The sequence below is a fragment of the Kribbella caucasensis genome (assembly GCF_004361855.1).
Taxonomy (GTDB): Bacteria; Actinomycetota; Actinomycetes; order Propionibacteriales; family Kribbellaceae; genus Kribbella; species Kribbella caucasensis.
Genome location: NZ_SNWQ01000005.1, coordinates 361,062 through 375,411 on the forward strand (window position 1 = coordinate 361,062; position 14,350 = coordinate 375,411).

Consider the following 14,350-nt stretch of genomic DNA (forward strand, 5'->3'; position numbering starts at 1 on the left):
CCGTCGGGATCGCAGGCTCACCTGGCGCAGCCACACCACAGGTCCGCTAGCATCGGCTCGTCATCGACGGCGTACAGCAGGAACCCGGTGTGAGTCCGGGGCGGTCCCGCCACTGTGACCGCGTTCGCGCGGGAGTCAGGAACTGCTGCCGTCGTACTGCCCACCCGGGGCGTGGACACCCCGAGGAAGGACCGGCCGCGCATGCCCGCGAACTTGTTGCTGCTCTCCACCGCCGACACCGATCTGCTGGCCGCGTCGCAGGCCCGGTCCGGATGGAAGGTCGCGAACCCGGCCCGGCTCGACCTCGGTGACCTGCCCTCCCTGATCGACGGCGTCGAGGTCGTCGTGGTCCGCCTGCTCGGCGGCCGCCGCGCCTGGGAGGAGGGCCTCGACGCCGTCATCTCCACCGGTATCCCGACGGTGGTGCTCAGTGGTGAGGCCGCCCCCGACGCCGAGCTGATGTCGCTGTCGACGGTCGCCGCCGGTGCCGTGACCGAGGCGCTCGCGTACCTACGCGAAGGCGGCTCGGAGAACCTCCGGAACCTGGCCGGCTTCCTGCGCGACACCCTGCTGCTCACCGGTGACGCGTTCGACCCGCCACAGACCCTCCCGTCGTACGGCATCCGCGCGGGCCGCGAAACCAGCGCAGCCAGCGAAGAACACGGACGCCCAGTGGTCGGCATCGTCTACTACCGCGCGCACGAGATCTCCGGCAACACCGCCTTCGTCGACGTCCTGGCCGACGCCGTCGAGTCCGCCGGCGCTCGCGCGCTGCCCGTGTACTGCGGGACGTTGCGCGGCCTCGATCCGTCGAGCGAGGAGAATGCCGGGCTGTTCGACCTGCTCCGCCAGTGCGACGTGCTCGTCACCACCCTGCTCGCGGCCGGTGGCACCGTCGCTGCCAACGCGAGCGCGGGCGGTGCGGACGACGCCTGGGACGCGGGCGCGCTGGCCTCCCTCGACATCCCGCTGATCCAGGGCCTCGCGCTCACCTCGACGCGCGAGCAGTGGCTGGAGAGCGATGCGGCGATCAGTCCACTGGACGCCGCGACGCAGGTGGCGATCCCGGAGTTCGACGGCCGGCTGATCACCGTCCCGTTCTCCTTCAAGGCCTACGACGCGGAGGGGATCGCGAGCTACCAGCCGGACCCCGAGCGGTGCGCCCGGCTGGCGGGCATCGCGGTCGCGCAGGCCCGGCTGCGACACGTTCCCACCGCGGAGAAAAAGCTCGCCCTGGTCCTCTCGTCGTACCCGACCAAGCACGCCCGGATCGGGAACGCGGTCGGCCTGGACACACCCGCCTCGGCGGTCGTCCTGCTGGGCAAGCTGAAGGAGGCCGGGTACGACCTCGGCCCGGACCTCGACCTCGACGAACTGCAGGGCGCCGAAGGAGCCGACGGGCTGATCCACCGGCTGATCGCGACCGGTGGACACGACGTCGACTGGCTGACCGACGAGCAGTTGGCGGGTGCGGTCGCGAAGATCCCGCTGTCCATCTACCAGCAGTGGTTCGGCCGGACACCGGAATCGTTGCAGGAGGCAATGACCGAGGCGTGGGGTGAGGCGCCTGGTTCGCTCTATGTGGACACGTCCGGCCCGGAGCCGGCGATCGCGTTGGCCGCCTTGCGGTTCGGCAACGTAGTACTGATGATCCAGCCGCCGCGGGGGTTCGGGGAGAACCCGGTGGCAATCTACCACGACCCGGACATGGCGCCGTCGCACCACTACCTCGCGGCGTACCGGTGGCTGGAGGCATCGCCGGAGGAGGGCGGGTTCGGGGCGCACGCGGTGGTGCACCTCGGCAAGCACGGCACGCTGGAGTGGTTGCCGGGCAAGGGCATCGGGATGGCCGCGGACTGCGCGCCGGATGCCGTACTGGGGAACCTGCCGCTGGTGTACCCGTTCATCGTCAACGACCCGGGCGAGGGGACTCAGGCGAAGCGGCGGGGCCATGCCGTAATCGTCGACCACCTCGTACCGCCGATGGCGCGCGCCGAGACGTACGGCGACATGGCGAAGCTGGAGTACCTGCTTGACGAGTACGCGACCGTGCAGGCGCTCGACCCGGACAAGGTGCCGACGCTGCGGGCGCAGATCTGGACGCTGATCCAGGCTGCCCAACTGCACCATGACTTGCACACGGACGAGAAGCCGGACGACGAGGAGTTCGACGAGTTCGTCCTGCACCTGGACGGGTATCTGTGCGAGATCAAGGACGTGCAGATCCGCGACGGGCTGCACATTCTCGGTGGTGGCCCCGACGGTGAGGCGCGCGTCAACCTCGTGCTCGCCGTACTGCGGGCCGCGCAGATGTGGGGCGGCAAGGCGGGCGCAGTACCGGGTTTGCGGAAGGCGCTCGGCGAGACGTTCGGTGTCGACGAGGCTGCGATGCTGGCCGATCCGGGCAAGCCGGTGCCGGAGTTGGCCGAGCTCGCGACGCTGGCCGACCTCCCGGCCGTGTCCGGCGCCGATGGGGTCGATCTGCTGGAGGCGGTCGCTCGCAAGCTCGTTCTCGGCATGGAGACGCTGAGCTGGGATGCCACCAAGGTGCTTGTCGTGATCGCCGAGGTGCTCGGCCGGGAGTCCGAGGCTGTCGCCGCGTCGCTGACCTTCGCCGCGACGGAGGTCGTGCCGCGGTTGGCGCGGACCGGTGACGAGCTGACCAACGTACTGCGTGCGCTGGACGGGCGGTTCGTCGAGGCGGGCCCGTCGGGGTCGCCCACGCGCGGTCTGGTGAACGTGCTGCCGACCGGACGGAACTTCTACGCCGTCGACCCGAAGGCGATCCCGAGCCGCAACGCGTGGGACGTCGGGGTCGCGTTGGCCGACTCGCTGCTGGCCCGTCACAAGGCCGAGACAGGGGAGTGGCCGCGATCGGTCGGCCTGACGGTCTGGGGCACGTCGGCGATGCGGACTCAGGGCGATGACTTGGCTGAGGTCCTCTGGTTGCTCGGTTGCCGCCCGGTGTGGGACGAGGCGTCCCGGCGGGTGACCGGGTTCGAGGTCGTACCGATCGCCGAGCTCGGCCGGCCGCGGGTCGACGTGACCGTGCGCATCTCCGGCTTCTTCCGGGACGCGTTCCCGCATGTGGTCTCGCTGCTCGACGAGGCGGTCCGCACAGTGGCCGGGCTGGATGAGGATGCGGCCGACAACTACCTGCACGCCCACGTACAGGCTGACGTTGCGGAGGGCAACAACCTGCGATCGGCCACCGCCCGCGTCTTCGGCTCGAAGCCCGGCTCGTACGGCGCCGGCCTGCTCCCGCTGGTCGACGCGCGGAACTGGCGGACCGACGCCGAGCTCGCCGAGGTGTACGCCGTCTGGGGCGGCTTCGCCTACGGCAAGGACCTGGACGGCGCGGAGGCACGCGGCTCGATGGAACGCGCCTACGCCCGGATCCAGGTCGCCGCCAAGAACGCGGACACCCGCGAGCACGACATCATGGATTCCGACGACTACTTCCAGTACCACGGCGGCATGGTCGCGATGGTCCGGCACCTGACCGGGTCCAACCCGAAGGCCTACATCGGCGACTCCGCCGTCCCGGCCCAGGTGAAGACCCGGTCGCTGGAGGAGGAGACCAAGCGCGTGTTCCGGGCCCGGGTGGTCAACCCGCGCTGGATGACCGCGATGCAGCGGCACGGGTACAAGGGCGCCTTCGAGATGGCCGCGACGGTCGACTACCTCTTCGGGTACGACGCGACCGCGGGCGTGGTGGACGACTGGATGTACGAGACCCTCACCACCGAGTACGTCGCCAACGCCGAGGTCGCCGAGTTCTTCCGCAAGTCCAACCCCTGGGCCCGGCACGGAATCGCCGAACGCCTCCTCGAAGCGGCCCAACGCGGACTCTGGTCATCACCCAGCGAGGAAGCCCTGAACACTCTCCGCACCGCAGTCCTGGAAACCGAAGGCGACATCGAAGACCGCGGCTGAAAGAACGGCCGGCAACTGCACCGCGCTGTTGGCTCCCGGCCCGTTGTCTCGCGGGGGTCGCGGTGCAATGGTGATGGGGTTGGCGTACTGCCCGAAGGGAGGGCGGAGATGCGCAGAATCATCGCTGTGGGGGCGGCCTTCATGCTGCTGCTCGCCGGGCTCGTGACGGTGGGTCCGGCTGCAGCTGTCGCTTCGCGGGTGAATGTGGATGTGGCCAAGGTCGGCAGGTTGACCGACGGCGGCAGGACGGTGACCTTCCGTGCCACCGCCCGGTGTGAGCCGGGTCTCGAGGTACTCGAAGCGTTCGTCACGGTTTCGCAGGGCAGCTTCGTCCAGGTGGGCCTGCCGCTCACCTGCGACGGCCGGAACCAGGTCTTCAACCTCGCGGGAACGCTGGTCGACGGCTTGTTCCAGCCCGGCGCAGCCCAGGCCAGCGCCTTCGTGCTGGTGCTGGATCCGGCAACCGGCCAGACCACCCAAGCTCAGGACTCGGAGCAAATGCGCCTCCGCTGACCGTTCCGGAAACAGAAGGTGACATCGCGGACGGTGGTTGATCCGGTGTGATTGGGTGGGGGTATGGCCCCTCTGCGAGTCCTGATCACCAACGACGACGGTTACCAGGCCCCGGGGATCCGGGCGCTCGCGCCGGCGATCGCCGAGCTCGGCCACGAGGTGCTCGTGGTGGCGCCGATGGACGACCAGAGTGGCGTCGGATCGGCCCGGGCCGGGATGGTCGGGCGGCCGATCCGCACAGCCCTGGAGGAAGAGGGCGGCATCACCTACCACGGCATCGACGGTACGCCGGCGCTCGCGGTGACACTGGCATCCGTCGGGGCGTTCGGGGCGGCGCCGGACCTGGTCGTGTCGGGGATCAACCGTGGCCACAACATCGGCGTACCGATCTTCCACTCCGGCACCGTGGCCGCGGGCCTGACCGCGGCCGGCCAGGGTACGTCGGCGGTTGCCATCAGCATCGACTCCGACGACCCGGACCACTGGGCGACCTCGGCAGCGGTTGCGGCCGAGGCGTTGACCTGGATCGTGCCGGAGCCGGCCGGGACCGTTCTGACCATCAACGTGCCTGACCGTCCGCTCGACCAGTTGGCCGGTGTACGGCACGCTTCGCTGGCCCCGATCAAGCGGTCCCGGATCAGCGGCGCCACAGCCCCGACCGGCGAGCCGATGATCGTGCTCGAGCCCCGCCGCCCGGACCCCGTCCCGGACTCGGACGAAGCCCTCCTGGCCGCGGGCTTCGTCACGGTCACGCCGATCATCGGCATCCGCGAGGTCAAAGACGACGCCGCCGCCACCGCCCTGGCCAAACGTCTCTCCAGCTACCGGTGATCCCTTCCTGACCGCAGGGGTCGCCGGCAAGGTGACGCGGCGCCGGGTCACGTCGTTGGCCAACTCACCGGGACCTTGGCCAACTCGTCGGGACCTTGGCTCACCGTGACCTTGAACAACTAGCCGGGAGCTTGAACAAGAAGCCGGGAGCTTGAACTAGCTGTGCCTTGTTCAAGGTCACCGCTTGTTGTTCAAGCTCCCCCGATCCGTCCCCGCTCCGCCGGCCCGACCGCGGGTGGGGGGCTGGATGGAGGCGGCGGTGGGGATTGGGGAGTGGTGTGCCATGATCGGGCGGACGGTTGTGGAGGAACACCGGTGACCGGCTTCGGCCGGGAGTCCGGGGCGGTCCCGCCACTGTGACCGGGGTACGACCCCGGAAGCCAGGACATCCGCTGCCGTCCGCCGGGGAGCGCGGTCTGCGTGCCCGGCGTACCAGGTGCCGTTGCGGGCGTGGACACCCGCTGGACGAAGGGATACGCCGCTGATGCGGTCTGCTCCGGCCAATGGGTTTCCGTTCACCGCCGTCGTCGGGATGGCGGACCTGCAGCTGGCTCTCGTGCTCGCGGCGGTCTCACCGGCGATCGGTGGCGTGCTGATCCGCGGCGAGAAAGGCACGGCGAAGTCGACCGCCGTCCGGGCGCTGACGGAGATCCTTCCCCCGGTCGACGTGGTGGCCGGCTGCCGCTTCTCCTGCGATCCAGCTCACCCAGACGCGACTTGTCCAGACGGTCCGCATGACTCGTTGAATGCTGTGGTGCGGGCGGCTCGGTTGGTGGAGTTGCCGGTGGGGGCGACCGAGGATCGGGTGCTCGGTTCGCTGCATCTCGAACGTGCGCTGGCCGAAGGCGTCACGGCGTACGAGCCGGGGTTGCTGGCGGCGGCGCATCGCGGTCTGCTCTACGTCGACGAGGTGAACCTGCTGCACGACCATCTGGTCGACGTACTGCTGGACGCCGCAGCGATGGGCCGCGCGACCGTCGAGCGCGACGGCGTCTCGGTCACCCACCCCGCCCGATTCGTCCTCGTCGGCACGATGAACCCGGAGGAGGGTGAACTCCGGCCGCAGTTGCTCGACCGGTTCGGCCTGACCGTCGACGTGGTCGCGAGCCGGGACCCGGCCGTCCGGGTCGAGGTGATGCGCGCGCGACTCGCGTACGAGGCCGACCCGGTCGCCTTCGTCAGCCGGTACGACGCCGCGCAGCGGGAGCTGGCCGAGCGGATCGTCAAGGCGCAGAACCTGCTGTCCGAGGTGATCCTCACCGACGCGGCGCTCCGGCAGATCGCGGAGATCTGCGCGGCGTTCGACGTCGACGGCATGCGCGCCGACCTGGTCACCGCCCGTACTGCGGTCGCCCACGCCGCCTGGTCCGGCCGGACGGTCGTCGAGGTGGACGACGTCCGCGCGGCGGCGAAGTTGGCCCTCCCGCACCGCAAACGCCGCAACCCGTTCGACGCCCCCGGCCTGGACGAAGACCAGCTGGAGCAGGCAATCAACGACAGCATGCCCCCCGAAGACCCAGACGACGATCCAGACCCAGACGGAGGACCGGACGGCGGTGAGTCGCCGGACGACAGCGCATCCGAGCCCAGCCGGGCCGACGATCGCGCCGACGCCGATCCGGCCGATCGGGCAGCCAACGGCGCCCCCGACGACCAGGCGGACCGCCCCGATGCGCCCGGTTCTGCGCTGGCTGGGCAGGTTGCGGGGAGCTCCGAGCCGTACAAAGCTCGCCTGCTGAGCGTCCAGTCCACCGGGTCGGGCGTCGCGGGACGGCGCTCTCGGGCGATCACCGACGTCGGGCGGGTCGTTGGGGCCCGGGCTCGGGTCGGCCGCGAGTCGGGCCGTCCGCACCTGCTCGCGACGATCCGCACCGCCGCGCCCCACCAGCACAGCCGTGGTCGCTCCGGCCCGGGCCTCGCGGTCCGCCCGGACGACGTACGGCTGGCCGTCCGCGAAGGCCGCGAGGGCAACCTCGTCCTCTTCTGTGTCGACGCGTCCGGCTCGATGGGCACGAAGAAGCGGATGGGCGAGGTCAAGACCGCGATCGTCTCCCTCCTCCTCGACGCCTACCAGCGCCGCGACACCGTCGGCCTGGTCACCTTCGCCGGCGCCACCGCCACGGTCGCGCTCCCGCCGACCGGCAGCGTGGAGACCGCGGTACGCTGCCTCGAGACCCTCCCGACCGGCGGCCGCACCCCCTTGGCCGAAGGCCTCCTGCAAGCAGCCGACGTACTGCGAATCGCCGCGATCCGCGATCCCCGCAGACGTCCGCTGCTCGTGCTCGTCACCGACGGCCGCGCCACCCACGGAGAGAGCGCCTTCTCCCGCGCGAAGCTGGTCGCCGCCCGGTTCGGCCATCAAGGGATCGCATCGGTCGTGGTGGACTGCGAACCACGCCGGGGGGTCCGGCTCGGCCTGGCCGCGGAACTCGCCGCCGACCTCGGCGCGGAGTACCTGGATCTCGGTGAAGTTGCCGCAGGCAACCTGGTCCGCGCGGTCACCGAACGGAGGGCGGCCTGATGCCGAAGGGGCAGCCGAACGTCGTACCGCAGGACGGTCTGACCACCCGGCAGCGGCGCAATCGCCCGCTGCTGATGGTGCACACCGGTGAAATGAAGGGGAAGTCGACGGCGGCGTTCGGGATGGCGCTGCGCGGCTGGAACCAGGGCTGGAACGTCGGCGTCTTCCAGTTCGTCAAGAGCGCGAAGTGGAAGGTCGGCGAGGAGAGCGCCTTCCGTGCTCTCGGGAAGTTGCACGAGGCAACGGGTGAGGGCGGCCCGGTCGAGTGGCACAAGATGGGCGAGGGCTGGAGCTGGTCGCGCAAGGCCGGTTCCGAGGAGGATCACGCCGCCGACGCGTTGGAGGGCTGGCGGGAGATCCAGCGCCGGATCGCCGCGGAGACGCATGATCTCTATGTGCTCGACGAGTTCACCTATCCGATGAAGTGGGGCTGGGTGGACGTCGACGAGGTCGTTGCCACGCTCACCGATCGCCCGGGTCACCAGTACGTCGTGATCACCGGCCGGAACGCTGACCCGCGACTGCTCGAAGCGGCCGACCTGGTCACCGAGATGACCAAGGTCAAGCACCCGATGGACGCAGGTCAGAAAGGCCAGAAGGGAATCGAGTGGTGATCCCGCGGACGGTTGTTGGCGCCTTGCGGAGGGGGATCGCATGCTGATCCCGCGGATCGTTGTCGCCGCGCCCGCTTCGGGGGCCGGCAAGACGACTGTCGCCGTCGGGCTGATGGCGGCGCTGCGCCGGTCCGGGCACACCGTGGCCGGTTTCAAGGTCGGCCCCGACTACATCGACCCCGGCTTCCACGCCGTCGCGACCGGCCGCCCGGGCCGCAACCTGGACCCGATGCTGTCCGGCGAGGAACGCGTCGCACCCCTGTTCGCACACGGTCTCGCCGCCTATGGGTCCGCACCCGCTGCCGACATCGCCGTCGTCGAAGGTGTGATGGGCCTGTACGACGGAGCGCTCGGGACCGAGGGGTTCGCCTCGACCGCGCACGTCGCAAAGTTGCTGCAGGCACCGGTCGTGCTGGTCGTCGACGCATCCGCCGCCGGTCGAAGTGTTGGCGCCGTCGTCCAAGGTTTCGTTGCCTTCGACACCGAAATGCGGATCGTCGGAGTGATCCTGAACAAGGTCGGCTCGGATCGGCACGAGGCGGAGGTCCGAGCCGGGGTCGCGCCGACCGGAGTACCTGTCCTCGGTGTGCTCCGCCGCGATCCCCGCTTGACCGTGCCGAGCCGGCATCTCGGGCTCGTACCGGCCGACGAGCAACGCGCGCAGGCCTCGACTGCGGTCGACGCGGCAGCCGAGTTGGTCAAGGCCGGGGTGGACCTGGAAGCGTTCGTCGCCGCTGCGCGTTCGGCCGTCGACCTGGACGTCGAGGCGTGGGACCCCGCCGCGGAGGTGACGCCTGCCGAGGAGAGGCGGCCGGTGATCGCGGTGGCCGGCGGTCCGGTGTTCTCGTTCCGGTACGCGGAGACGGCCGAGCTGCTCACCGCTGCGGGCGCCGACGTGGCGACCTTCGACCCGCTGCAGGACTCGTTGCCGGAGGCCACCGCCGCGCTCTACCTCGGTGGTGGCTTCCCCGAGATGCACGCGGAGGCGCTGTCCTCGAACACCCGCCTGCGGAAACAGGTCGCCGATGCCGTCGCCGGTGGGTTACCGGTGATAGCGGAGTGCGCCGGACTGCTTTATCTATGCCGTGAACTCGACGGCCACCCGATGACCGGAGTACTGCCTGCCACTGCGCGGATGACAGACAAGTTGACCCTTGGGTATCGGACTGCAGTCGCGGCGTCCACGACCGCGTTCTTCGACGAGGGACGACGGGTCCGCGGGCACGAGTTCCACCGCACTGCTGTCGAGTACGACTCGGACGACTCCCCGGCCTGGTACCTGCCGGGCGGCGTGCTCGAAGGTATCACCCGGCCGTCCGTGCACGCGTCGTACCTGCATCTGCACTGGACGGCGACCCCCGACGTCCCCGCGCGACTGGTCGCGGCCGCCCGGATCCACGCCGGACTAGAAAAGTGATGCTGGTCATCGGGATCGGCCTGCGCTCCGGTACGTCGTACCGGGAGCTGCGGGACCTTGTCGACACCGCGCTGGACGGGCTGGATCGTGGTGCGGTCGGGCGGGTGGTCACGGTCGACGGCAAGGAATCCGAGACGGGACTGCAGCGGTTGGTCGCGTCCCTGGGAGCGGAGCTGTTCACTGCGTCCGCGCTGGACTTGTCGCGGCAACCAGTGCCCTCACCGAGCGACCAGGTCGGCCACCTGATCGGTACTGCGAGTGTGGCTGAGGCAGCGGTCATCCTGAGCGGTGCGGAGCTCGTAGTACCGAAGCAGCGGTCGGCGCGGGCCACGGTGGCGGTTGGGAGGCTGCCGTTCGTCGACGGGACTGCGGCTGCGCCGGGATATGCGCTGCGGGACCGGGACGTCGTACATCGGGTGATCGCCGAGCGGAGGGACGTACGGCGTGGGTTCCTGGACCAGCCGATCGCGGACGATGTGCTCACCAGAGTGCTGGAGTCGGCGCACCGGGCGCCCAGCGTCGGTCTGAGTCAGCCGTGGGACTTCGTGCTCATCCGGGACGTCGCCACGCGGCGGAAGATCCGGGACCTCGCCGTGGCACAGCGGGATGCGTTCGCGGCGTCGCTGCCGGTGGACCGGCGGGCTGCGTTCGACGGGTTGAAGGTAGAGGCGATTCTGGATACCCCGCTGAACATCGCGGTCACCTGTGATCCCGGGCGAGGTGGACGGCACGTACTGGGGCGTCATGCGGATCCGCGGACTACCTGGTTCTCTGCTGCGATCGCGGTGCAGAACCTCTGGCTTGCGGCTCGTGCTGAGGGTTTGGGCGTGGGCTGGGTGTCGTTCTTCGAACCTGGCGAGGTTGCGGCCGTGTTGGACCTGCCTGCACACGTCGAGCTGCTGGGGTACCTCTGTGTGGGGCAGGTGGACGAGTTCGCGGCCGCGCCCGAGCTGGTGCGTTCTGGGTGGGCTGCACGGCGACCGTTGGCTTGGGCTGTTCACCATGAGGCTTGGGGTCAGCGGGGCTTGCCGGGGGAGACGGCGAGCCGTGCGACCGCGGTACAGGCTGCTGTTAACGCAGCGGTAGATGCAGTGGGTGAGGCTGTGGCGACTGACAGTCGGCGGGTTGCGCGGGTGGTTGTGGTTGAGGGCGGGGCTGTTGAGGATTACCTGACTTCTGCCGAGGTGCTCGTTGTGCAGGTGGGAGCTGAGCGGCCTGCGGCGGACTTCGGGGTGCTTTGGCGGCCGGCGCGTCAGCCGGATGAGGCCGTGGAGCTCGGGGTCGAGGTCGCTCGGGACCTGGTCCTGCAGGGTGCCGGGGAGCTACTTGTGGATTGCCCGGGCGAGTCGGAGTTGGCCGAAAGTCTTGCGCAGGGGCTCCGTTGGGGTGGACTTGCGTGTGGAGTGGCCGTCAGGCGTGTGGATGAGCCGGGCCGGTGACACACTCCTCGGCATGACGGTTCCTCCTCAAGGCCCAGCGCCGATGTACGTGCCCGCGTTCTCGATGAAGCAGCGGATCACGATGATGGCGAACAAGTACGAGCTCATCGCCACCAACCCGGACGGCACGGACGGGCCGCTGCTGGCGTTCGCGCAGCAGAAGCGAATGGCGTTCAAGGAAGAGGTCACCTTCTACACCGACGACCGCAAGGCGCAGGTGGTGTTCTCCTTCAAGGCGCGCAAGCGGCTCGACCTGGGCTCCGGGTACGACGTGTTCGACGCCACCGGCCAGCCGATCGGCTGGTTCAAGAAGGAGTTCGGCAAGAGCCTGCTGCGGTCGAGCTGGCAGCTGTCCGCGGCCGGGATCGAGTCCGACGGCACCGAGCGGAACCCAACGATCGCGATCGTCCGGCGGGTCTGGCAGTTCGTCCCGTTCGTGGGCGAGATCCCGCTGCCGTTCATCTTCCACTTCGACTTCACCGACCGGACCACCGGGCAGCCGGTGCTGTCGGTGGAGCGGAAGGTCTCGGTGCGTGACCGGTACCGGGCCACGGTGCACGACAACCGGCTGGACTTCCGCGTCGCCGCGGCGATGACGGTCGCCCTGGACGCCTTGCAAAGCCGCTGATCCTGGCTCAGTTTGTGCTGCGGTGGGAGTACACGTGACGGGCTGTGTACTACCACCGCAGTACGGCGCGTGGCGGTAGGCTCACTCTTTTGGGTGAACGGACCCTGAGGCACTTGGTTCGGCGCGGCGGCGGTGCGAGTCTTGAGGACATGGGCACAACGAGGCGGGGTCGACGGTGGTTGGTACCGGTCACGACAGTTGCGGTGGTCGCAGGCGTGGGGGCGTTCGGGCCAGTGGTCGCCGACGCGTCGCCCGACCTGCCAGGGATCACCGCACAGGACTTGCTCGCCAAGGTGCAGACCGCCAAGGTCGACGGCCTGAGCGGCACGGTCCGCTCGGCGGCTGATCTCGGCCTCCCTGCCCTCCCTGGGATGGAGGGCAGCCAGTTCCCCGACCTGCTGAGCGGTGAGCACACCGCGCGGGTCGCCTTCGCCGGCCCGGACAAGGCCCGCGTCTCCGTCCTGGACAACATGGCCGAGCGCGTCCTGACCACCGATGGCAAGACCGCCTGGGCGTATGACTCGTCCGAGCGCGAGGCCGTGAAGTACGTGCTGCCGGCCCGCTCCACCAAGCCTGCCCAGCCCCGACCGGAGAAGGACGCCTACGACCCGCAGGCGGTGGCGAAGCAGTTCCTCGACGCGATCGACCCGACCACCAAGGTCGAGGTCACCGGCACCGAGCGAGTCGCCGGCCGGGACGCCTACAAGTTGCGCCTGGTCCCGCGCACCGACAAGACCACGGTCGGCTCCGTGACGCTGTCGATCGACTCGAAGACCTGGGTCCCGCTCGACGTCACCGTGATGCCCCGCACCGGCGATGATCCGGCCATCCAGGTGGGCTTCTCGTCCGTCTCGTTCGACGTACCGGCGGCGAGCACCTTCGCCTTCACCCCACCCCAGGGCGTCAAGGTCACGGAGGAGACCGTCCCGGCCTTCAAGCCCCACTCGGTCACCCCGCCGAAGTCGGTCACTCCCAAGACGACGCCGCAGACCCCACGGTCCGGCTCGGCAGACGACCGGCCCGACGTGGTCGGCCAAGGCTGGGAGAGCGTCGTCGTCCTGCACAACGCCGACCTCACCCCCGGTACCAACGGCCCTCTCGACCAGTTGCTGGCGAACGCCCGCACCGTCCAGGGCGCGTGGGGCTCGGGCAAGATCCTGACCAGCAAGATGGTCAGCGCCTTGATCACCGACGACGACCGAATCCTGATCGGCCTGGTCACCCCCGACACGCTGGTCGCCGCCGCCCCCAAGGCCCCCCGCTAACGTGCCCACCCCGGACCCCCACGCCGCGGCTGGGCCCACCCCCGCGGCGGGGCCCACCACCCCCCAAGCAGGGCCCCCCGTTCCCGCGGCCGGGCCCACCAACTCCACACCGCCCCGCACCACCCTCGCCGGCCCCCCGGTGTACCCCACTGCCGACAGCGCTCGGCCCGCCACCGCCGAAGTACCTGCGGGTGGGTCAAATGCGTACATTGCTCAATCTGTTGGGCCTACGTATGTGCCTCACGGTGGGGTGGCGCCGGTGGTCACGCGGGGGTTGACGAAGCGGTTCCGGGGTGGGCAGGTGGCGGTGAACCAGGTTGATCTGGAGGTGCCGGCCGGGAGCATCTTCGGGTTCCTGGGTCCCAACGGGTCGGGGAAGACGACAACGATCCGGATGCTGCTCGGGTTGATCGCGCCGACGGCCGGTACGGTCGAACTGCTCGGCCAGCCGATGCCCAAGGCGCAACTGTCGGTCTTGCCGCGAGTAGGCGCCCTGGTGGAAGGCCCCGCGTTCTACCCGTTCTGGACCGGGCTCGCGAATCTCCTCCGGTTCGATGCCGCCGACGCCATGGCCGATCCATGGACCAGGAAGCTCCGCGCCGGCGAGGCCCTCGAACGCGTCGGGCTGTCGAACGCCGCGGGCAAGAAGGTGCGCGCGTATTCGCTCGGCATGCGGCAGCGCCTCGCGATCGCGGTCGCGTTGATGCAGCGCCGCGAACTGCTCGTCCTCGACGAACCGACCAACGGCCTGGACCCGCAGGGCACCCGCGAGGTCCGGCTGCTGATCCGCGAACTGGCCGGTGACGGCACCACGGTGTTCACCTCGACCCACCTGCTGGCCGAGGTCGAGCAGGTCTGCACCCACGCCGCCGTGATGAGCCAGGGCCGCCTGGTCCGCCAGTCCACGGTGGCCGACCTCCGCGCCGAACTCCGCCCCCGCCTGATCGTCCGTACGCCGGACCTCGGGCTGGCCGCGCAGACCTTGAGCGGCCTGGGTGTCACCGATCTCAAACAGTCCGCCGACACGGTCGACGGCGACCCCGGCGAACTGCCCATCGACAAACTCGCCGCCGCCCTCGTCACCGCGGACGTCCGTCTGCACGGCTTCACCCTCGAACGACCCAGCCTCGAAGAAGCCTTCGTCGCCCTGACCGGGGAGGGCTTCGATGTCGCCGAATGAGGAGGT

Annotated in this window: 10 protein-coding genes and 2 riboswitches; all 10 genes read left to right on the forward strand. The window is 69.9% G+C overall.

Translation table 11 applies throughout. The features are described from left to right. Nucleotides 1-34: 34 nt before the first annotated feature. A riboswitch (cobalamin riboswitch) is annotated at nucleotides 35-163 on the forward strand. A gap of 38 nt (nucleotides 164-201) precedes the next feature. The 10 genes from cobN to EV643_RS13475 all read left to right on the forward strand — a co-directional run bounded on the left by cobN (nucleotide 202) and on the right by EV643_RS13475 (nucleotide 14,344). Then, nucleotides 202-3,936, forward strand: coding sequence for a cobaltochelatase subunit CobN (cobN, locus tag EV643_RS13430; protein WP_133800356.1), 3,735 nt, complete (start codon nucleotides 202-204; stop codon nucleotides 3,934-3,936). 108 nt (nucleotides 3,937-4,044) lie between these two features. Further along, nucleotides 4,045-4,449, forward strand: a complete 405-nt coding sequence (locus EV643_RS13435) for a hypothetical protein (protein ID WP_133800357.1) — start codon at nucleotides 4,045-4,047, stop codon at nucleotides 4,447-4,449. Between the two features lie 63 nt (nucleotides 4,450-4,512). Next, nucleotides 4,513-5,280, forward strand: coding sequence for a 5'/3'-nucleotidase SurE (gene surE / locus EV643_RS13440; protein ID WP_133800358.1), 768 nt, complete (start codon nucleotides 4,513-4,515; stop codon nucleotides 5,278-5,280). Between the two features lie 282 nt (nucleotides 5,281-5,562). Next, nucleotides 5,563-5,691, forward strand: a riboswitch (cobalamin riboswitch). 73 nt (nucleotides 5,692-5,764) lie between these two features. Then, nucleotides 5,765-7,801 carry a putative cobaltochelatase gene (locus EV643_RS13445; RefSeq protein ID WP_133800359.1) on the forward strand — a complete coding sequence of 679 codons (2,037 nt, stop codon included), beginning with the start codon at nucleotides 5,765-5,767 and terminating at the stop codon, nucleotides 7,799-7,801. Beyond that, nucleotides 7,801-8,415 (forward strand): cob(I)yrinic acid a,c-diamide adenosyltransferase, encoded by a 615-nt coding sequence (gene cobO, locus EV643_RS13450; RefSeq protein WP_133800360.1) that lies wholly within the window; start codon nucleotides 7,801-7,803, stop codon nucleotides 8,413-8,415. Before EV643_RS13445 ends, cobO begins: the two co-directional genes overlap by 1 nt. A 40-nt stretch (nucleotides 8,416-8,455) precedes the next feature. After that, nucleotides 8,456-9,832, forward strand: coding sequence for a cobyrinic acid a,c-diamide synthase CobB (locus EV643_RS13455; RefSeq protein WP_133800361.1), 1,377 nt, complete (start codon nucleotides 8,456-8,458; stop codon nucleotides 9,830-9,832). Next, nucleotides 9,832-11,271, forward strand: a complete 1,440-nt coding sequence (gene bluB, locus EV643_RS13460) for a 5,6-dimethylbenzimidazole synthase (RefSeq protein WP_133800430.1) — start codon at nucleotides 9,832-9,834, stop codon at nucleotides 11,269-11,271. The genes EV643_RS13455 and bluB overlap by 1 nt, the downstream gene beginning before the upstream one ends. A 13-nt stretch (nucleotides 11,272-11,284) precedes the next feature. Then, entirely contained in the window at nucleotides 11,285-11,899 is a 615-nt protein-coding gene (locus tag EV643_RS13465; protein ID WP_238165558.1) for an LURP-one-related family protein, read from the forward strand. Between the two features lie 203 nt (nucleotides 11,900-12,102). Further along, on the forward strand, nucleotides 12,103-13,164 hold the full coding sequence (locus tag EV643_RS13470) for a LolA family protein (RefSeq protein ID WP_238165559.1): 1,062 nt from the start codon (nucleotides 12,103-12,105) through the stop codon (nucleotides 13,162-13,164). A 259-nt stretch (nucleotides 13,165-13,423) separates the two neighbouring features. Continuing rightward, nucleotides 13,424-14,344, forward strand: coding sequence for an ABC transporter ATP-binding protein (locus tag EV643_RS13475; RefSeq protein WP_238165560.1), 921 nt, complete (start codon nucleotides 13,424-13,426; stop codon nucleotides 14,342-14,344). Nucleotides 14,345-14,350 lie beyond the last annotated feature (6 nt).

Bases quoted from the DNA above. Each gene is read 5' to 3' on its own strand.
- cobN (WP_133800356.1), top strand. From the start codon at position 202: ATGCCCGCGAACTTGTTGCTGCTCTCCACCGCCGACACCGATCTGCTG.
- cobO (WP_133800360.1), top strand. From the start codon at position 7,801: ATGCCGAAGGGGCAGCCGAACGTCGTACCGCAGGACGGTCTGACCACC.
- EV643_RS13435 (WP_133800357.1), top strand. From the start codon at position 4,045: ATGCGCAGAATCATCGCTGTGGGGGCGGCCTTCATGCTGCTGCTCGCC.
- bluB (WP_133800430.1), top strand. From the start codon at position 9,832: ATGCTGGTCATCGGGATCGGCCTGCGCTCCGGTACGTCGTACCGGGAG.
- EV643_RS13455 (WP_133800361.1), top strand. From the start codon at position 8,456: ATGCTGATCCCGCGGATCGTTGTCGCCGCGCCCGCTTCGGGGGCCGGC.
- surE (WP_133800358.1), top strand. From the start codon at position 4,513: ATGGCCCCTCTGCGAGTCCTGATCACCAACGACGACGGTTACCAGGCC.
- EV643_RS13445 (WP_133800359.1), top strand. From the start codon at position 5,765: ATGCGGTCTGCTCCGGCCAATGGGTTTCCGTTCACCGCCGTCGTCGGG.
- EV643_RS13465 (WP_238165558.1), top strand. From the start codon at position 11,285: ATGACGGTTCCTCCTCAAGGCCCAGCGCCGATGTACGTGCCCGCGTTC.